Source organism: Bacteroidota bacterium (assembly GCA_035506275.1).
Lineage (GTDB): Bacteria > Bacteroidota > Ignavibacteria > UBA10030 > UBA8401 > JAGVPT01.
This window is the reverse complement of sequence record DATJPT010000006.1, coordinates 246,186-266,898: the sequence shown is the minus strand read 5'-3', so window position 1 is coordinate 266,898 and position 20,713 is coordinate 246,186. Positions and strand designations below refer to the sequence as shown.

At 56.3% G+C, this 20,713-nt stretch carries 14 protein-coding genes; 10 read left to right on the top strand and 4 right to left on the bottom strand.

The annotated features are described in order from the left end of the window. Positions 1-5 precede the first annotated feature (5 nt). From pstC to phoU, 4 genes are all read left to right on the top strand, one after another. Complete coding sequence (pstC, locus tag VMF88_04300) at positions 6-1,025, top strand: phosphate ABC transporter permease subunit PstC (GenBank protein HTY10278.1); 1,020 nt, start codon at positions 6-8, stop codon at positions 1,023-1,025. Beyond that, positions 1,022-1,885 carry a phosphate ABC transporter permease PstA gene (pstA, locus tag VMF88_04295; protein HTY10277.1) on the top strand — a complete coding sequence of 288 codons (864 nt, stop codon included), beginning with the start codon at positions 1,022-1,024 and terminating at the stop codon, positions 1,883-1,885. The genes pstC and pstA overlap by 4 nt, the downstream gene beginning before the upstream one ends. A 58-nt stretch (positions 1,886-1,943) precedes the next feature. Next, positions 1,944-2,693, top strand: a complete 750-nt coding sequence (pstB, locus tag VMF88_04290) for a phosphate ABC transporter ATP-binding protein PstB (GenBank protein ID HTY10276.1) — start codon at positions 1,944-1,946, stop codon at positions 2,691-2,693. Positions 2,694-2,768: 75 nt separating this feature from the next. After that, positions 2,769-3,434 (top strand): phosphate signaling complex protein PhoU, encoded by a 666-nt coding sequence (gene phoU / locus VMF88_04285; protein HTY10275.1) that lies wholly within the window; start codon positions 2,769-2,771, stop codon positions 3,432-3,434. Between the two features lie 314 nt (positions 3,435-3,748). On the opposite strand, the gene VMF88_04280 is transcribed toward phoU, so the two are convergent. The 4 genes from VMF88_04280 to VMF88_04265 form a co-directional block, all read right to left on the bottom strand. Beyond that, positions 3,749-4,849 carry an efflux RND transporter periplasmic adaptor subunit gene (locus VMF88_04280; GenBank protein ID HTY10274.1) on the bottom strand — a complete coding sequence of 367 codons (1,101 nt, stop codon included), beginning with the start codon at positions 4,847-4,849 and terminating at the stop codon, positions 3,749-3,751. Continuing rightward, entirely contained in the window at positions 4,846-8,076 is a 3,231-nt protein-coding gene (locus VMF88_04275) for an efflux RND transporter permease subunit (protein ID HTY10273.1), read from the bottom strand. Before VMF88_04275 ends, VMF88_04280 begins: the two co-directional genes overlap by 4 nt. Before the next feature lie 9 nt (positions 8,077-8,085). Further along, positions 8,086-9,471, bottom strand: coding sequence for a TolC family protein (locus VMF88_04270; GenBank protein HTY10272.1), 1,386 nt, complete (start codon positions 9,469-9,471; stop codon positions 8,086-8,088). A 102-nt stretch (positions 9,472-9,573) separates the two neighbouring features. Continuing rightward, positions 9,574-9,948 carry a hypothetical protein gene (locus VMF88_04265; GenBank protein HTY10271.1) on the bottom strand — a complete coding sequence of 125 codons (375 nt, stop codon included), beginning with the start codon at positions 9,946-9,948 and terminating at the stop codon, positions 9,574-9,576. 319 nt (positions 9,949-10,267) lie between these two features. Here VMF88_04265 and VMF88_04260 point away from each other — a divergent pair, with 319 nt between their 5' ends. The 6 genes from VMF88_04260 (at position 10,268) to VMF88_04235 (ending at position 20,426) form a co-directional block, all read left to right on the top strand. Continuing rightward, complete coding sequence (locus VMF88_04260) at positions 10,268-10,708, top strand: 2Fe-2S iron-sulfur cluster-binding protein (protein ID HTY10270.1); 441 nt, start codon at positions 10,268-10,270, stop codon at positions 10,706-10,708. Positions 10,709-10,953: 245 nt separating this feature from the next. Further along, positions 10,954-13,233 (top strand): hypothetical protein, encoded by a 2,280-nt coding sequence (locus VMF88_04255; protein HTY10269.1) that lies wholly within the window; start codon positions 10,954-10,956, stop codon positions 13,231-13,233. Beyond that, a complete protein-coding gene (locus VMF88_04250; GenBank protein ID HTY10268.1) occupies positions 13,203-14,621 on the top strand; it encodes a GWxTD domain-containing protein in 1,419 nt (472 codons plus the stop codon). The genes VMF88_04255 and VMF88_04250 overlap by 31 nt, the downstream gene beginning before the upstream one ends. A 129-nt stretch (positions 14,622-14,750) precedes the next feature. Beyond that, complete coding sequence (locus VMF88_04245; GenBank protein HTY10267.1) at positions 14,751-15,791, top strand: glycosyltransferase family 9 protein; 1,041 nt, start codon at positions 14,751-14,753, stop codon at positions 15,789-15,791. A gap of 465 nt (positions 15,792-16,256) precedes the next feature. Continuing rightward, entirely contained in the window at positions 16,257-18,410 is a 2,154-nt protein-coding gene (locus tag VMF88_04240; protein ID HTY10266.1) for an ATP-dependent RecD-like DNA helicase, read from the top strand. A gap of 222 nt (positions 18,411-18,632) precedes the next feature. Beyond that, entirely contained in the window at positions 18,633-20,426 is a 1,794-nt protein-coding gene (locus tag VMF88_04235; GenBank protein ID HTY10265.1) for a T9SS type A sorting domain-containing protein, read from the top strand. The last annotated feature ends 287 nt before the right edge of the window (positions 20,427-20,713 follow it).

Genomic DNA, 20,713 nt, shown 5'->3' with positions numbered 1-20,713 from the left:
GTCTTGTGGCTGATACCTTATCGAGTCTTGCATTGCCGCTGGGACAGAATGCAGGCGGAGGAGCCGAGAATGCTCCCCCGCCTGATATTCCCGCCGAAGCGAAAAAAAGGCAGAATATCAATTTTGGGGATCTGGTGTTTCAGGGTTCGACCGCGTTCTTTGCATTTCTCGTCTTCGCGCTCGTCTTCCTGATGGCCTACGAGATGTTCAAGGGTTCAAGCTTGTCGATCGAGAAGTTCGGCTGGTCGTTTCTCGCGCGCGAGATCTGGGACCCGGTCCAGGAAGAGTACGGCGCGCTGGTGTTCATTTTCGGGACGATCGTCTCGTCGGTTCTTGCGTTGATCATCGCGCTGCCGCTTAGTATCGGCGTGGCGGTGTTTCTCTCGGAGCTGGCCCCGTCCTGGCTTGAAAAACCGGTCTCGATGCTCATCGAACTCCTTGCCGCGATCCCGAGCATCGTGTACGGTCTCTGGGGAGTCTTCGTTCTCGTCCCCTGGCTGCGCATATCGGTAGAGCCGTTCCTGTCGAAGAGTTTGAAATTTCTACCGCTGTTCAAAGGCGCCCCGTACGGGTTCGGCATGCTCGCCGCAGGGATCATTCTTTCCATCATGGTTCTCCCGATCATCACCTCCATCTCGCGCGATGTGCTGAAAGCGATCCCCACAATGCAGCGCGAGGCGGCCCTTGCGCTGGGAGCAACACGATGGGAAACGACGAGGATCATATTATCGGATGCAAGGTCGGGTTTACTAGGTGCGACGCTGCTGGGTCTCGGGAGGGCGGTCGGGGAGACGATGGCCGTCACGATGGTCATCGGCAATCGTCCGGAAATATCGGCGTCGTTGTTTGCGCCGGGCTACACGATGGCGAGCGTCATCGCGAACGAATTCACCGAAGCGACCTCCGACATGTACATCAGTTCGCTCATCGAGATCGCCCTCATACTCTTCGCGGTCACGGTACTTCTTAACGCTGCAGCGCGGCTGATCGTCTGGAGTGTGACGAAAAAATTCAAGAACGCATGAAACACGGGTATTCAAAACTTCACTATTGGCGGAAGTCAAAGAGCGCGATCACGACGGCGCTGTGCGTCCTGAGCGCCCTGATCGCCATCATCCCGCTTTTCCTCATCTTCTTCTATTCTCTCTCGCAGGGAATCGGAGCGCTCAACCTTGACTTTTTCACCCAGATGCCGAAGCCGGTCGGCGAAAGCGGCGGCGGGATGGCGAACGCGATCGTCGGAACGGCGATCCTCATCGGCCTCGGCACCCTCTTCGGACTGCCGATCAGCCTCTTTACCGGAATTTATCTCGCCGAACACAAGCACGGCACGTTTGCCGCGGTCGTCAGGTTCCTGACCGACGTGCTCAGCGGCATCCCCTCGATCGTGGTCGGCGTCGTCGCGTACATCATCGTCGTCCTTCCGATGAAACGGTTCTCCGCTTTGGCGGGGGGCGTGGCGCTCGGCATCCTGATGATCCCGACGGCGACAAGGACAACGGAAGAGATGCTCCTGCTCGTTCCACAGTCGATCCGGGAAGCGGGGCTCGCCCTCGGTATCGCCCGGTGGAAGGTCACGCTGCGCGTGATTCTTCCTACCGCACTGCGGGGAATCACGACGGGGATCATTCTCGCCCTTGCGCGGGCGGCGGGTGAAACGGCCCCGTTGCTGTTCACCGCTCTTGGAAATCGTTTTTGGTCGACGGAGATCGGCCAGCCGATCGCTTCGCTCAGCGTTTTTATCTATGATTATGCAAAGGCCCCGTTCTCGGACTGGAACAGGCAGGCGTGGGCGGCGGCGTTTGTCCTCATCTTTTTTATTACGATCCTGAACATTATATTTCGACTTGTCACGAGAGGACGCTATGCAGGAAACGGTCATTGACGAAAAGGTCACACAGGCGCCGCTCGTCATCGGAAGCAAACGTGAACCGGAAAAAACTATGAACGTAAAAGTTTCCGCTGTCAACGTGGAAGCGTTCTTTGGCAAGAGCAAAGTGCTGCACGGGATATCGCTCGACGTGCGCCAGAACGCGGTGGTCGCGATCATCGGCCCGTCGGGATGCGGCAAATCTACGTTCCTCCGGTGCCTGAACAGGATGCACGAAGTTGCCGGCGGTTCGCGCAAAGGCTCCATTATGCTGGACGGGGAAAATATCGACGAGTATGACCCGGTGGTTCTGCGCCGAAGGGTCGGGATGGTCTTCCAGAAGCCGAACCCTTTTCCGACAATGTCCATTTTTGACAACGTTGCGGCGGGATTGCGGCTGAACGGGATGGTAAGGAAGAATTCACTCGCAGAAACGGTCGAACGCAGCCTCCGCCAGGCGGCTCTCTTCGATGAAGTGAAAGACATTCTCGACAGGTCCGGGATCAGCTTGTCCGGAGGACAGCAGCAGCGGCTTTGCATCGCCCGGGCTCTCGCCGTGGACCCGGAGGTCATTCTGATGGACGAGCCGGCCAGCGCCCTGGACCCGATCGCGACGGCAAAGATCGAAGAGCTGATCCAGGAATTGAAAAAGACGTACACGATCGTGATCGTCACGCACAACATGCAGCAGGCCGCCCGCGTGAGCGACGAGACCGCGTTCTTCTACCTCGGCCAGCTCATCGAGTTCGGCGAGACGGAGCGGTTATTCACCTCACCTCAGAAAAAACAGACCGAAGATTACATCACCGGCCGTTTCGGATAGTCATTCTTATTACCAGATCCTAAATTTGTAATTTTAATTTTTTCCTTTTCATTTTTAACTTTTACTTTATCCCTCATGCCCCGACATTTTGAAATAGAGCTCGACCAACTTCGCACGAATATCATCAAGATGGGAAGTCTTGTGGACGAACAGATCGACCTCGCAACGACGGCCCTGCTTGAATCGAACGTCGAACGGGCGCGGCTGGTGATGGATCGCGACGGCAAGGTCGACGGGTTCGACAACCTCATCGATGCGCAGTGCGAACGGATCTTCGCGCTCACGCAGCCGGTTGCCACAGACCTGAGGCTGATCATGGCGGCGCTGAAGATCAACCATGAACTGGAACGGATGGGGGACATTGCGGTCAACATCGCCGAGCGGGCGATATCGCTTCAATACAACCTTGAACTGCTGCGGAGATCCCGCGTCATCGAAATGTCGAGCATCGCGCGGGAAATGGTGAAGCATGCGATCGATTCGTTCGTGAATAACGATCCGGACCTCGCTCGCGAGATCCTTCCGAAGGACGACCTTGTCGACAACCTCAACAAAAATATTTTCAACTTCCTCGTTTCGGAGATGAAGTCCCATCCTGAGATCATCGAACCGGCGGCTCATATCATCGTCCTGTCGCGTCATCTCGAGCGCCTCGCCGACCATGCAACGAACATCTCGGAGGATGTGGTCTATCTCGTCGATGCAAAGATCGTAAAACACCACGCGCAAGATATCGAGTAGGTATTCCCCCCGGCCCTTCGACGCGTTCGCTCAGGTTGAAAACTCTTCTATTACCCCCCATAAAGTCTTTTCATCCTGAGCGAGTGCCATGAGGCGGCACGAGGCAAAGGAAAACCTGCCCCATGGAGATGCCTCTGGCTGAAGGATTCACAGCACGTCACCGTCGCTATGGGAGTATGTACGGACGGAAAAATCGGGGGTGCCAAGCGGTTTCAACGTCTTCTCCGTGGGGCGAGTTTCCAACTCTCCCACGGCCGAAAAGGATCTTCGGCCTGGCTTACGTCCCGGAATGACAGAAACGGTGAACCGGTCTCTTAATAATTGATGTACTCCCCCTGCTTGATGTTGTCGCCGGCTGCGGCGATCACGCTGTCGTTCGCGCTGAGGGTGCCGAACACTTCGATCATTCCGTCGTTCTCATTTCCGGTGGTCACGTCGACGATCCTGGCGAGATGTCCGCTCACTTTGACGACATACTTTTTTTCGGTTGACGTGACCACCGCTGACTGCGGCACCACGAGCGCGTTCGTGTGCCCCGCCACGGGAAGCAGGATCTCCGCATACATCCCCGGCATGAATAATTTCTCCGGGTTCATGACGTCGATCTCCACCGCTTCGCTCCGGTATTTTTCGTCCAGCGAATTCGCCTGACGGGCGATCTTTCCGGTGAAGAGCCGTCCCGGCAGCGCTTCGACCGTGAAGGATACTTCCTGGTCTGCGTTCAGCTGCGTCGCGTACGTTTCGGGAACTTTCACCTGCAGCCGGAGCCGCGAGATTTGCTGCAGCTCCAGCATCGGCACACCGTCCGTTTTTGTTCCGACCGTCACCAGCGCGCCGGGATGGATGTTGCGCTGCGTGATCGTCCCGTCGAACGGAGCTCGCACGATCAAATAGTCTTTCAGCGTTTCGGTCGCCTTCCAGCTCGCGTTCTCGCTGTTGCAGAGCGCTTTGTCCGAGAGCATCGTCGAATGCGCCGTCTCAAGGTCGTTCGGCGAGACGGCTCCCGCGGTTTTCGAGGCGCGGAGGAGCCGGTCGTAGCTGTCTTTGCTTGCGTCGTACGCCGCCTCTGCCTTCAGGAATCGTTCATGGGCCGCAAGTTCGTTCTCCTCGATCTCCGGGGCTTCCATCTCCATGATGATCTCCCCCTCCTTGACGACCGACCCGATGTCAACGTTCATTTTTTTGATGTAGCCGTTCACTTTCGGAAAGATGCTCACGGCCTCATACGCGCTGAATTGCGCAGGCAGACGGAGAACGTTCTTCACTGCCTGCGCTTTGATAACGTACAGGGGATGGGTCGTCGAATCGATCGATGCGGTTTTTTTATCCGCTGCGGCCCCCTCGCTTTTGCTGCAGGAAAATGAGGCAGCGGCGAGAAGGATGGCCGTGACGGGAAGATACAATGCGGTTTTCATGCGTGTGAACTTTCTAATGTAATTGATTGATCCGGCAAGAGCGACGGGTCTTCATACGACGCTTTTGCCTGAACGAGTGAATAGACCAACGGAACAAAATAGAGCGCGGCGGCCATTGATGCCGCCAACCCGCCGATGACCGCTCGGCCGAGCGGGGCGGTCTGGTCCCCCGCTTCGCCGAACCCCGATGCCATCGGGATCATGCCCGCGATCATCGCGATGCCGGTCATGAGGATCGGACGCAGCCGGACGCCGGCGGCCACCTGCGACGCTCTTACGACATCCCGGTATTTCAAACGCAGCTCTTCGGCGTTCGTGACGATAAGGATGGCATTCGCCACCGAGACGCCGATCGCCATGATGATTCCCATGTACGATTGAAGGTTCAGCGTCGACCCGGTGAGCAGCAGCGCGATGAGCGAGCCGAACAGCACTGCCGGCACGGTCGCGAGGACGACGAGCGAAAGCTTGAACGACTGATAATTGGCCGCCAGCAGAAGAAGGATGGTCACGACGGCGACCACCAATCCGCTCTGCAGGCTTGAAAAGGTCTCCGTCAGCAGGCTCGACATGCCGCGGATCTCGATTTTCATTCCCGGAGGAAGTTCGCCGAGCTGGCCGATCGCTCCTTCAACGGCCGCCGTCGCCGTCCCGACATCCTTTCTATTGATGTTGGCGCTCACCGTGACGAATCGCCGCGGACCCGACCGGTCGTATTCCCCCGCGATCGTGTCGATGGAGAATGTCGCCACATCGGAGAGGATCGGCCGGTTCATCCCCTTCACAAGCGGGATGGACTTGATCTGGCTCATGTCGTCCATCATGTACTCGGGAACCTCCCCCTGGGTCTGGTAAGTGTAGGAATTGTTGACGTCCAACCAGAGATTTTTTTCGGTGAAGCGGCTGGACGACGTCGCATCCGTCACCGAATGCGCGACATCGTAGAGGTTCAGTCCCATCTGGGCGATCTTCAGCCGGTCGAAGGTGACGTTGATGACCGGGAACTTCAGCGGCTGCTGGATCTGGACGTCGCGGAGATACGGGACGTCGGACAGTTTCCGGCGAAGCCGGCCGGCGTACGTTTCAATATCCCCCATATTTTTTCCCGCCACACGCACCTCGATCGGAGTCGACGCCCCCTGGCTCATGATCTTTTCCGTCAGCTCGATCGGCTCGAAGCTCAGCTTGATGCCGGGGAGGTCTTTGTTGATCGCGTACCGCAGCCGCTCTTTCAAGTCGTCCAGGTTCACCTTGTAGTCTTCATCCAGCGCAACCTGCAGCACGGCCTCATGCGTTCCGCTGTTGAAAACGTACAGGTTGCTCGTTCCGAAGCTTGACGGGATCAGGCCGACATACGCGGAACTGATGCCGATGTGCCCGTCCACCGTCGAATCGATGATCGCGAGGATCCGGTGCACCGCGTCTTCGGTCCGCTCGAGCCTCGTGCCGTCCGGCTCGCGTATGCGCAGCTGGAACTGGCCGGAGTTGACCTTGGGGAGCATGTCTTTTCCGATGATGGTAAAGCACGTGCCGGCGGCGACGATGGTGGCGGCGAAATATGCTGTCACCCACATCTTCCTTTTCGGGAAAAGCTTCTCGACCTGTTTCAGAAAACCCGTTTTCAGTTTCTGGAAGAAATCGTTTTCGTCGGGATGCTTCTCCTCGTAGTTAAGATGCGAGTCGATCTCTCCGACCTCCGTGTTGTCCAGCGCGAGGCCGGCGTGGGCGTGCCCCTTTCCGTGCGTATGAGTATACCGCTCCGTTTTCAAGATCCAGTTCGTCAGCACCGGGACGAGCATCTGCGCCGCGAGGAACGAGATGATCATGGCAAAGCCGATCGACAGCGAGAGGGGAAGGAACATTGCTTTTGGAACGCCGTTCATGACAAACGAAGGGGCGAATACCGCGAGAATGCACAGGAGGATCAGCAGGAGGGGGAAGGAAATTTCCCTGCAGGCATCATAGATGGCGAGTTTTTTATCCTTTCCCATCTCCAGATGCTGATGGATATTTTCTATGGTGACCGTGGCCTGGTCGACGAGAATTCCGATCGCCAGGGAAAGTCCGCTGAGCGTCATCAGGTTGATGGTCTGTCCCGCCAATTTCAGGAACATCACGGCGCTGATGACAGAGACCGGAATGGTCGTCACAACGATAAGGCAGCTCCGCCAATCGCGCAGGAAGAGGAGCACCATCAGGCCGGTGAGCAGCGCCCCCATGGCCCCCTCGGTGACGAGGCTCTTCACCGCGTTGATGACGAAGACCGATTGGTCGAATTCGTACGAAATGCTGACGTCCTTCGGCATCAGGTCCCTCATTTCCGGGAGCCGCGCCTTCAATCCGTTCACCACGTCCATTGTCGATGCGTCGGCCGTTTTCACTACCGGAATGTACACCGACCGTTTGTCGTTCACGAGGGCGTAGCCTACGGTGATGTCGGCGGCGTCCGAGACCGTCGCAACGTCGCTCATAAAGACCGTGGAGGCGCCGTTCGTGACGATCGGGATCTTCTTGAAATCTTCGACAGTCTGTTCCAGCGAGTTATTGGTCGTAATGTACATCGTGTTGCCGATGCGGACGTTTCCCGAAGGGGTGATGACATTATTCTTGACGATCGCCTGCACGACCTCGTCGGGGGTCACGTTGTAGCTGCGGATCTTCTCCGGATCGATGTTCATCAGGAGCGTCCGCGCGTTGGCCCCCATCGGCGGGGGGGCCGAAAGCCCCGGAACGGTGGCGAACATCGGCCGGATGCGGGTCATCGCCAGGTCGTAAATATCCTTCAGCGCGCGGGTCTGGCTGCTGAAGACGAGTTCTCCGACCGGAAGGGACGAGGCGTCGAACCGGATCACTTGCGGAGGGACCGCCCCCGGCGGGAAAAAGTTCATCGCTCGGCTCACCTGCAGCGCTACCTGAGCGGAGGCTTCCGCCATATCGGTGTTCTCATAGAACGTCAGCTGCAGGATCGTCAGCCCCTGAATGTTCCGGCTCTGGATGTTCTTCACTCCGGTGATATAGAGGAACTGATCCTGCATGCGCGTGGCAAAGAATCCCTCCATCTGCTGCGCCGACATTCCGCCGTACGGCTCGATGACGTAAATGGTGGGAGAGTTGAGTTTGGGAAAGATGTCGATCGGGATCGTGAAGATCGCGACGATCGAGAATAAAATAATTCCCAGGAAAATGACGATGATCGTGATCGGCCGTTTCAGTGCGAAGTCTACCATGGTCCTTGCTCAGAAATTTGTAAGAAACGCGTTAAGGGTGTTGTTGGTGACCGCTTTGTTCAAAAGCGTGTTCAACAGATCGGGCAAGAGCTCCACCTCGTCGATCTCGGCTTTGTAAAGGAGGTACGAGGCCTCTTCCAGCTCGGTGATGTTCGCGATGCCCGCGTTGTACTGCGCCGATTTTTGCGCGAACACATTCTGCGCCGCGCTCAGCAGGCGGGGAATTTCCCGCTCCCTCTCCATCACTGCCTGGATCGCGATGTCCGCCTGCTGGAGCTGATGCTCAAGTTCGGTTCTTTGCTGCACCGCATCCTGCTGCATCGATTCGGTCTGCAGGTGCTGGATCGTCGTCCGGTCGCTCTGGTGCAGAAGGTCGACGATGTTGTACGTCAACGCGATGCCCGCCATGTAATTGTAGCGGCTGTAGTCCAGGCCCGTCGACAAGCTGCCGAAGACGTCCTTCGGGGAAATGCTCGAGCCGCGCATCCATGCGCTCCCGACCAGATACAATTTCGGGAGATAGCTTTTCGAGATCAGGTTTTCCTGCGACAGGGAATATTCCCACCGGTTGTTGTAGAAGGCCAGCACCGGATTTCCGTTGTCCACCGATTCGCCGGCGACGCTTTGCTGCATACGGCCGAGACGCTCCTCGGGAAGTCCGTAGAGCGTCGTATCGATGTCGAAATCCGCGACCTTGTACCCGGTATAGTAGAGAAACTCCTGTTTCAGCTTCCGGTATGCTTCGGACGATTGCACGTATTCGATCCGGGCCCGCGAGACTTCGGCGTTCGCGATCGACGAATCGACCCCCGGTTTGATGCCGCTCTTCGTGAAAGCTTTGATATAATTATAGAGCACGCTGTAACGGTCGATGTTCTTTTGCTGCACGTTGACCAGCAGCCGGTACCGGAGCAGTTCGAAATAGAGCTGGGCGACGTGGTACTGCAGCAGGTACGTCGATTCCTGGTAATCCGCGTTGCTGAAATCGACGAGAGACCTTGCCGCGTCGATCCGCGCCCCGTTCAAGCCGAAATTATAGAGCTCGTGCTGAAGGTAGGCAACGCCGAGGTTGCCGGAGAATGTGCTCGTGATGTTGTCGGTGCGAATTCCGCCTGAGGTGGATGGGATGATTCCCATCGGGAAGTACGAACCGCCGACGCCGTTGTCGGTGCCGAGGTCGACCTGGTCGCTGAAGAAAAACGCCGGGAGTTCCTGATGTTCGGCGTCGGTCACCGTCGCTTCGGCGCTCGCGACGAGATACCGTTTCGATTTGAGCTCCGGATAATTCACCAGCGCCGTGTTCAACGCCCCTTTAAGACTGATGACGGCCTTTGTTTGCCCCACTGCTGCGGCAGTTGTCATAACAGCAAAAGCCATCAAGACTAACTTGGACATAGAGTGATCCGCTATGAAGGAGTTAATGTATGCTGACCTCAATCTGAATTAAATTAGGGTTTAATTCATTTTGATCGGAATGGAACCAAGGAACAACTGAGTTTACGACAACGAAGGGGGCGCCCGTAAGGAAGGGAGACTGGAATGATACTGGGAGATGAACAACGTCGTGACGGTCGAGACAACGCTGCATCGAGCGGGAGAATAGACTCCGAGGGAGATGATGAGGTATGCAAAGATCTTGTCGTTGTCTTCCTGCAAACCTCTGTGAGTCCTGAACGTCAGCTCGCGCTGAACTTCGACAGAATTCAAGGCTTTGCCGTTGAAACGGCCTTCTGCCGGTTTGCTGCACTGGTAAAGTGCGCTGCGGAATTGAGAGGGGGAAGAAACGATCGGCTTTCCGGACAGAGATCCCCATTGCAATAGCGAAGCCGCTATGACAAAAAATAATACTGACGTGATCTTCCTGCTGTCCATGAACCACTATTGAACGTTGAAGACTTTTTTTCTGTTCAGCGGGGTAACTGCCGGCAACAATAACATACGAAATACTGAGGACATTTGCACGCCGAAATTGATGCCTTTCCGGCGTCTCATACCGGCCGCCTATACTTCTTAGACACCGTCGGATTGTCCTGGTATTAGACTGGAATTTGAGCCAATGGTTCCTTGCCGTGATCTTGACTCGACGAGGAACGCTGCATCGGCGCCTTTTTCTTGATTCCCTCCGCTTTTTTCAATATTTTCTTGTTATCAACCACACAGCCTCCCCCAACAAATTTGGAGTCATTGCCGCATGCCAGTCATTACGCTTGCAAATGAAAACAAGACGATCGAAGTTCCGGTCGGTGCAAACCTCCGCCGTGCGTTGCTGAATAACGGCGTCTCGCCGTATATCGGTTTTGCCAAGATCATCAATTGCCGGGGTTTTGAATTGTGCGGCACGTGCCGTGTGGAAGTCGTCGATGGAAAAGGGGCCTCGGCACGAAGGGAAGACGAGGAGCAGACGCTTATCAGCAGCACGCCGTTCTACGCGCGCCGGATCGAAAAAAATATCCGCCTCTCCTGCCAGACGTCGGTCATGGGGGATATGACGGTGAAGACCTATCCCAAAGTCGCCATCGACAAGGAGCGGACGAAGGAGATGATGATCAAGTCGGGCATCTCCGCAGTCTTCATCCTTCTCTTCGGCATCTTCTTTCTGGCGATGTTTCTGGATATGATCAAAATAATTTGAGAAGACAGAAGTAAGGAGACAGAAGACAGTAATCAGTCAGCAGTAAGCAGGATGGAGTCGGATACTATCTCGGTTCCTGTCATCCTGTCCTGAGGGGGTCCCTTTTTGAAAGGCACTCCTTTGGGAACTTCGCTCCGGTCCGCTCGCTATGAGAGGGACGGAGGCTGTGTCTGTCTTGCTGGGCGGCTTTCCGAATCGCCCGAACACCAGTTGACAACTCGCGCTGCAGTCGGAATTTTTCCTCCATGAAAATTTTCCTCGCATATTTCCGTCTCCCTTCCGTCAGGAATGCCGCCGTTCTTTATTTTCTGATCGCGGGGGCGCTCACGCAGGTCCCTCTCTTTAATTACCTGGGCTACGAATTTTCCGCGGTCATGACGATCCCCGCCGCCGTCTTCAGCGGCCTCTTGACGATCGGTTTCCTGAAGGTCCACATGCATCAGGCGATCTCACGGAGGAAATTTCTTCTGGTGCTCGCTCATTACTTTTTGGTCAACGGGGTGCTTCTCCTTATTCCGCTCGCCGTTATTTCGGCGAACGCGCTCGTGGTGAAGAACTGCTCTTTCATCCACGGCCTGGAATACTATGCGCTCCTTCCGTGCTGCGCCATGGTGTTCGGGGTTTCGCTGGCCCTGCCGATCGCTGTTCTTTTTCAGCGCGCGCGCACGGTCTTTCTCTTCATCGTCCTCGCGATCCTTTCTCAGATCGTCGTCATCACGTACACCGAGCCGCAGCTCTTTGCGTACAATTTCGTGTTGGGATATTTTCCGGGCATCACGTACGACGAAACCTTGAACGACGTTTCTTCCATCGTGCTGTACCGGGAATTCACTCTCATCGCATCGCTTTTCTGCATCGTTGTATTCTTCCTTTCCGTCAAAATGTTCTGGCCGGATTACCGGTGGCACGAGAACGTCCAGGCATTCAGGGTGAGAAAAGGGGATGGATTCCTCTACGGCGCCGCGCTCGCCTGTCTTCTCCTTCTGGCGTGGGGACATCTTGAACGGGGTGCGCTCGGTTTTGAATTCTCGGCTTCCGAAATTCAGTCGGAGCTTGGGGGGATGGCAGCAACCCCTCATTTTATCCTCTACTATCCGAACAATGCTCTTTCGGTGAATGATCTTCAGTATCTCAAGGCCGAGGCGGAGTACCACTATGCCGTCGATGTCTCGCGCATGGACGAACCGCTCCGGCCCGGCGAGAAGATCTCCGTTTACCTCTACCCGAACGGCGAGGCCAAAAGGCGATTTATCGGTACGGCAACGACCAACATCGCGAAACCGTGGCGGAGGGAGATCCATATCACGCTCGATTCGTTCGAGGAGACATTCCGCCACGAGCTGGTGCACGTCCTTGCGGCGAACATCGGCCTTCCCGTCATCGGCGCGAGCGACCGGATGGGGCTCAACGAAGGCCTCGCCACGGCGATCGACTGGAACTGGCAGGAATTTTCGCCGCACGAGTATGCCGCCGCCATGCAGCGCGAAAAACTGCTCGGCGACCCGGCCGCCCTCTTCACCTACACCGGTTTTGCCCTGCAGCAGGGTTCGTACGCGTATGTCGTGGCCGCTTCGTTCTCTAAATACCTGATCGACCGGTTCGGCATAAAACGGTTCAAGGAGGTCTTTCCCTCCGGACGCTTTGTCGACGTTTACGGCGTTCCTCTCGACCTGCTCATCTCCGATTGGGAGGCGTTTCTGCGGACCGTCAACGCCTCGGCTCTTCCCCGCGAAACGATACGCACGCTGTTCGCGCAGCAATCGATCTTCCGGAAGACCTGCGCACGGGTGACCGCCGAGAGAAATTCGAATGCCGTGCAGGCGATCCGCGTGAAAAATTTTGCCGAAGCCGAGGTCGAGTTTTCCGCCTCCTTCGATGACGCGCAGACGGCCTTCGCGCTCCGCGGATTGTTTCAATCGCTCATCGGACAGAGGAAATTCCGCGATGTCATCGACGCCTACGGCGCGCTGGACAGCCGCTCGATGCTTCGGTTCAATCCGGGAGTCCTGCTGCTGCTCGGCGACGCATACTGGTTCACGGGAGACGTTCCGGAAGCTTTGCAGGTGTACCGGCACGTTGAGGGATTGAATTACAGCACCGCGTTCTCGGAAGCGGCCGCCGTTCGGTGCCTCATCGTCCGGGAACCGAGACTGAACACGGCACTGCGGGATTTTTTTTACGGCCCGGCGGCGGACTCTTCGCGTACGCTTCTCCTGAAAAACCTCCTCGGTTTCAGCGACTCGCGCACTGCGGCGCAGTATCTTCTGGCCGCAGAACAGTTCCGCACAAAGCATTTTCATGAAGCGGGCGCCTCGTTCCGCGCGGTGTCTTCGCGGCTATCGGACCCGGTGCTGTCGTTTTGCGCTTTGATGAACGGCGGAGAGGCATACTACCGGGCGGGAGAATTTGAAAGATCAAAGGCCATGTTTTGGGAAGCTCAAAATTTCACACAATCTCCGGCGACGGCACAACAGATCGGAGAATGGATAGAACGATGCGACTGGGTCTCGGCGGCGCTCGACTGAAGGTCCTGCTGCGGGGTTTCGCAATTCCGGCTGCGGCCGCTGCGTTGGCACTCCTGTGGGGATGCTCATCGAGCGTGAACACTTCCGGCGGATGCTATTATACGACGAGGGCGTCGCAGCATGCGCAGCCGGCCGGCGAATCGTTTACGCTCAACGTCAGCACGAAGGAGGGGAACCGGCTCGATGTCTATTTTCGGATCCCCTATACCCGCATTCATTTTGAAAAGGACGTCGATGTGTTCAAGGCGACGTATACCGTTTCGTTCGTCCTTCGTGACGCCGACGGTGCGATCGCACGTGCCAACGACGTCGACAGGACGGTGATCGCGCAAACCTACGCCGAATCGGTCTCATCGCTCTACGACGGATTTCTGAAGATGTTCTACGCGCCGGCGGGCGATTACACGCTCGAGATTGTCGTCGAGGACGACTGGTCGCACCAGATCTTTCGCCGCAGACAAAAGGTCGAAGTGGCGAATTTTTCGAAGGACGAATTCTCTGCGAGCGATTATTTGCTGTTCGAAAAAGCCACGTCGGAGCAGGGGAAAATCTCGCTCAAGCCGATTTTCCCTTCCGGACTTTCGTTCATCAAAGATTCGATCGGCATGTTCCAGGAGCTCTACAACGTGCGCCGCGGCGACTCGATTCATCTGTCGGTCTTGTATTCGTTCGTTGCAATGCGGGATACTCCGGACACAAAACATGTATCGCTCGTCCCCCCGTACTATGTCCGGTTTGCCGAGTGCGTGAATCCTCCCGATTCGGTCTACTACCGGTCCGATTCGGTGTTCGTCTCCCCCGCCGACGGCACTCTCCAGGTATTCCAGAGTTTTCCGCGGTTGATGAGAGGGACGACGACGCTCACGCGGAAGGTTTTTCTTTCGCGGAACGGAGCCGCCGACAGCAGCGTCACCGCGAAGAAGTTTTCGGTCTATGCTCCGGCCTTTCCGTGGCTGTACGGCGAGGAGGAGGAACTTGCCGCTCTCTCGTATATTGCCTGGCCGCCGGAGATCGACAGCATCCGCGCCGGGAAGACGCCCGAGGAGCGGTCGCGGCGGATCGTGCAGTTTTGGGAGGACCACGGCGGCGGCGTCCGGCGGAGAGAATTTTACAACCGCATCGCCGAAGCGAACCAGCTCTTTTCTTCCTGCATGGAAGGATGGAAAACTCCGATGGGAATTTCATATATTGTCTGCGGCCCCCCCGACTATGTCGATTGTCAGGGGGGACTGAATGAACTCTGGTATTACGACCTGGGGGGGAGTCGGAACTTCGTCATCCCATTCCGGCAGAACTACGCAAACACCGGCGAACGGTATTATGAAATTCCTCCGTTTTCGGTGAGCGGTCTTATATGGGGGGAATTTGTCAACCGCTGGAGAAGATAGCAAGGACTCAAGTTCCGATCCTGCCATTCTGAGAAGCGGACACGCTCAGGACGACGCTCAGAAGGTATTGCTCAAGTCGACGATGCACTTTCTATTTTTCATTTTTACTTTTTCACCTTTCATCTTTTCATGTCCGTTCACTACGACCGCATCCTCCTCACGCGCTTAAAGTTCATCGGAGACATCGTCCTGACGACGCCGTTGATTCATACCGTGCGGGATGCGTTCCCCAATGCGTACATCGCGTACCTCGGAGAAAAGAACGGCGTTTCGCTCCTTGAGCATAACCCGTACCTCGACGAACTATTCACGATCGACCTCAGCAGGAATGCCGGGTTCCAGCAGCTGCAGCTCTTCTACCGGCTCAACAGAAAACGGTTCGACCTCGTCGTGGACCTTTTTTGCAATCCGCGGAGCGCCCTTCTTTCGTACGCGACACGGGCGTCGGTGAGGGTTGGCGGAGATCTCCCAGGCAGGGGAAAGCTGTACACCGTCCGCATCAAGGACGACGGGACGCCGAAATCCGCGGTCGAATTCCATTACCAGTCGTTGAAAGCGGCCGGCATTGAGCCGAAATATTTCGCCCCCGAGATCTTCCTGACCGAGGACGAGAGAAAGGAATCGAAACGGTACCTTGAATGGCAGGGGATCGATTTTTCAAGGCCGCTCATCGCTCTCCACCCCGGCGGCACCTGGCCCGCGAAACTCTGGCCGGCGGAACGGTTTGCGGACCTGGCCGACCTTCTCACCGCAAAGCTCCATGCGCAGGTTATTGTGACACGAGGCCCGCAGGACGGACAAACGGTTCATGCGGTGGGGAGCGGTGTGGTCGGAGGGGTGCTTACGCTGCCAGTTCTTCCGCTTCGGCAGCTGGCCGCGATCCTCTCCCTCTGCTCGGCGTACGTCGCAAATGATTCCGGCCCGATGCATATCGCCGCCGCGGTCGGTACGCCGACGATCGGCATCTTTGGTCCCGGCGAGGAAAATATCTGGTTTCCGTATACCCCCGCGTTCCCCGGAGGCTCGGCAAAAAATCTCCCTCTCCGAAAAGACGTGCCGTGCCATCCGTGCCACCTCAATGTCTGCAACCGGGCCGGCGAAGAATATATGGAATGCATGAAGCTGCTGTCGGTCAGCGAAGTGTTCAACGCGGTGAAGGCGAGAATCTGATTCTTTTCCGCTCTAGAAAGAATCACTTTTATGATGAGCAAGTGCCCTTCGACGCGTTCCCCCGACCTCGTCGGGGTCACTTGCTCCCCGAAGGGGTCCTTTGGGGACAGGGTGAACAAGCATTTATTATAATTAAAGAATCTGTTCATCCTGAGCGAGCCTCGCGAAGCGAGGCGAGACGAACGACATCCTGAGCCAGACTCGCGAAGCGAGGCGAGATGAAGGACAACCTTTCCCGAAGGGATTGCGTCTCAAAGGGATCCCGTTGCGACAGGGTGCCCTTCGACGCGTTCCCCCGACTTCGTCGGGGTCACTTGCTCAGGGTGAACAATTTGCCTGTTAATCCTGAGCGAGTGCTGCGAAGCAGCACGAGTCGAAGGACATCCTGAGCGAGACTCGCGGAGCGCCGCGAGACGAAGGACGGTTTGCACAATTTTTTATCACCAGGGGGGAACAACTCACACTATGCCAGCTCCGACAACACGCCAACAACATACGCTCAGGGGAACCCTTCACAAGATCATCTTCACGAACAACGAGAACGGGTACCTCATCGGGCTGCTGAAAACCTCCGACGGAAGCGTCTCCGTCGTCGGCTATATGATCGAGCCGCGCGAAGGGGATGAGTATGCGCTGTCGGGCGCATGGACGACGCATCCGAAATACGGGAGACAATTCCAGTTTGAAACCTACGAGGTGAAGGAACCGACGACGCTTCACGGCGTCGAAGAATACCTGGCCTCCGGCCTCATCTACGGCGTCGGGCCGGCGCTCGCCTCGCGCATCGTCAAAAAATTCGGCTTCAAGACGCTCGACATCCTCAACAAGACCCCCGAGCGGCTTCTGGAGGTTGAGGGCGTCGGGAGAAAAAAGCTCGACAAGATCGTCGAGTCAGCATCGTCGCTTCGGGAAATGCAGGACGTGATGACGTACCTGAAATCGTACAACATCAGCACGAGCCAGTCGGTCAGGATCTTCAAAGCATACGGCAAAGGGGCGGCAGGCGTCGTGAAAAACAATCCGTACCAGCTCATTCAGGACGTGCAGGGAATCGGCTTCCAGATCGCCGATGCGATCGCACAGAAGGTCGGCGTCCAGCCCGAAAGCATGTACCGCCTCGAAGCCGGCATACGCTTCGTGCTGAACGATGCCTGCCGCGCGGCAGGGCACTGCTACCTCCCGAGGGAAGAGCTTGCCCGCCGTTCGGCGGAACTCCTGATGGTCGACGAGGCAAAGGTCGAGCGTGCCGTGGACGAAAGCATCCGCAACGGATTTCTCGTCGCCGAAGGGGATCGTCTCTTTCCCTTTCCCCTTCACCAGGCGGAAATGGAAGCGGCCGAGAAGATCGGACAGCTTCTGCGCAAAGGACCGAAGCCGTTTGCCGAACGAAAGCTCCTCGCATCGCTGTCGATCATCGAGAAACGCCACCGCATCGAGTTCGACGGAAAACAGCGGGACGCGATCCTCCACTCCATCCAGAAACCGATCACGATCCTCACCGGCGGACCGGGAACGGGAAAAACATTGTGCGTCAACGGCATCATCGAGCTCGCGGATGAACTCGGCGTCAATTACCTCCTCTGTGCGCCGACCGGCCGTGCGGCGAAACGCCTTTCGGAATTGTCGGACCGCGAGGCGAAAACGATCCACCGCCTGCTCGAATACGAACCGCAATCCGGCATCTTCCGCCGCGCCGCCGATGCTCCGCTCGAATGCGATATGCTGATCGTCGACGAAGTGTCGATGGTGGACATCGAGCTTTTTGCCGCGCTCCTCGACGCCGTGAAGCCGGAGACACAGCTCGTCCTCGTCGGCGACGTCGACCAGCTCCCCTCGGTCGGTCCCGGCCAGGTTTTGCGCGACCTGATCGATTCGAAAACGATCGGCACCGTCCGCCTCGATACCATCTTCCGCCAATCGGAGGAGAGCACGATCATCTCCAACTCGCACAGGATCGATGCCGGAGAAATGCCGGACTTCTCCCCCGATTTCAAACTCCTCGAAGAGACATCCCCCGAGCATATGCAGGAGACGATCGTCCGCCTCTGTTCAACGATCCTTCCGCAAAATTATCAGTACGACCCGTTCAGCGACATTCAGGTTCTTTCTCCGATGCACAACGGGGCGGCGGGGGTCCGCGAACTCAACAAGGAACTCCAGCGCGCCGTGAACGGACATGCGAAGGTCTGCTGGCAGGGGAGCGAACGGAAATTCCTTCTGGGGGATAAGGTGATGCAGACAAAGAACAACTACGACAAGGACATTTTCAACGGCGACCTTGGGCGCATCGCCGGGGCTGACAAGAACGACGGCATTCTCATCGTCGATTTTTACGGGAAGAAAGTGGAGTACACGTTCGAGCAGCTGGACGAGCTCACGCTCGCCTACGCGATGACGATCCACAAGAGCCAGGGAAACGAATTCAAGGGGGTGATCGTCCCGCTTTCCACCTCCCACTATATTATGCTGCAGCGCAACCTCGTCTATACGGCGGTGACCCGCGCCCGCGAGCTGCTGATCCTGGTCGGCGAAATGAAGGCCCTCGCCATCGCCGTCCGCAACGACGAGGTCCGCAGCCGCAACACAATGTTAAAGGAAAAATTAAGAATCAAAAATTAAGAATAATGTTCATTGTTAGCTGTTAATTGTTAATTGCTAACTGTTTACTGTTCACTGTAAAAGTCTGTCCGCCGTCACACCTCCCTGAACCGCCCTTGACAATCCCCTCTCCATTCTCTAATTTATTCGTAGAAAGTTTCATCTCGCACCACCGAAATCGGCTTTTGCCCGGATTATCAGGAGCTTAAACTCACCAAACCCACACATTTATCGATGACCACTATGAGAACTTTACTACTTCTTTTTGCGGCCCTTCTTTTTGCGGGCATTTCGGCCAACGCGCAGTTTAACGACGGGCAGGCGGCAGATTTGGTGTATGGACAGACAAACTTCACTCTCGCTTCGGCGGGCCAGACTGGACCCTCGAATACTACCGCGGTTGGATTGTGCGCCCCATACAGCGTTGCGGTGGCCCCGTTGACAGGAAAAGTATTTGTAGCGGATGCGAGCAACAATCGGGTTGTCCGCTATTCGGATACGACAACAACGAATAATATTCCTGATACAAGCGCAGCCGAGGCCGTGATCGGCTTTTCGACATTAACCTCTTGGTCAGGAGGTAGCGCCGCTCGAAATGCGTTGAACGATCCCACGGGGGTTTTTGTCGATAACGCAGGGAGACTATGGATTGCAGACGCGGGGAACAGCAGGGTCCTCTGGTTTAACAATGCTTCCAGCATCAGCAGCGGAGCGAACGCGGACGGAGTCCTGGGACAGTCTAGTTATACCGGCGGAACTTCCCATTTATCGAGGACTGGAATGTCTTACGTTGGCGGGATAGCTGTAGATAATGCTGGCAATTTATATGTTGCCGACGCAACTAACAATCGCGTGCTGAGGTTTGACAACGCGGCGAACGGAGGGAGTGGAGCTCAGGCAAGCGCCGTTTTTGGCCAGCCAGATTTTACGTCTAGCACCGCCAATACTGACGCCATAGGAGGCTCGCCCGTGACTGGTAACAGGGGAATGAACACTCCTTACGGTGTTGCAGTCGGTCCCGACGGGTCGCTCTACGTTGCCGACTGCGGCAACAGCCGCATTATGCGATTCGCGAACGCTGCATCGAGCGGAAACTTTCCTGCTGCAGCTTCCGTACTCGGAGAGCCGGATTCATTGACCAGTACAGGGGGTACAAGCAGCACTCTTCTGCAGAATCCAGTTGCCGTTGCAGTGGATGGAAATGGGACTTTGTACGTTTCTGACGGGTACGGTCCGGGAGGTGACGGATACAGCAGGATCGTTATTTTTGACAACGCGTCAAGTTTGTCAAATGGGGCTGCAGCCTCGCATGTTCTGGGACAAACAGACCTTAACTCTTCTGCTCCATATAGTACAACTAACGCCACTTTGGGTGGAACCTGGGGAATTAATGTTGAGAACGCCATCGGACAATTATGGGTTGCAGATGCTGGCAATAACCGCGTGATCCGCTTTACGTCTCCGACTGGTAGTTTGCCCGTTGAACTCACCACTTTTACGGCCGAAGTTCGGAACGGAGCTGTCAACCTCTCCTGGAAGACCGCGACCGAGATTAATAACTCCGGTTTTGAGATCCAGCGGAACTCCTCGAGCGGCTGGGCGAAGGTCGCCTTTGTGCAGGGACACGGAACGACCAACACGCCGCAGAATTATTCGTACACCGATGGCTCTGTGCGGGTCGGAACGTATTCGTACCGTTTGAAACAGATCGACCATAACGGAAACTTTGTCTATCATCAGGCCATTCAGGCAACGGTCGGCTTAACGCCGAGTACGATCTTCCTCGACAACAACTATCCGAACCCGTTCAACCCGTCGACGAAGATTTCGTTCGTCCTCGGCACGAGCGGCCATGCCTCGTTGAAGGTCTTCAACCTTCTCGGGCAGGAAGTTGCCACGCTGGCGGACGGCGAGTTCAACGGCGGAGATACTCAGACCTTTACCTTCGACGCGTCGAAATTATCAAGCGGAATTTATTATTACCAATTGAAAAGCGGCAACACCACGCAGATAAAAAAGATGATGCTGTTGAAGTGATCCGACCGGCACAACATGTGCATCGAAAAGCCTCCGTGAACAGCGGAGGCTTTTTTATTGAAGCAGTTTGGATCAGGATGGGACAATGACAGAGGCCGGATCCATGACAATGCACTACCGTCACGGTAGGATCCATCATCAGAAGAACTTGCGTATCACTGTGCCGTGGTGACATAGATTCTTCACTCCGCTTCACTCCGCTTCGCTCCGTTCAGAATGACAATGACTAAGGCCGGGTCCGTGTCATCCTGAGGAGGAGCGTCCTTTGCGACGACGAATGCCGAAAG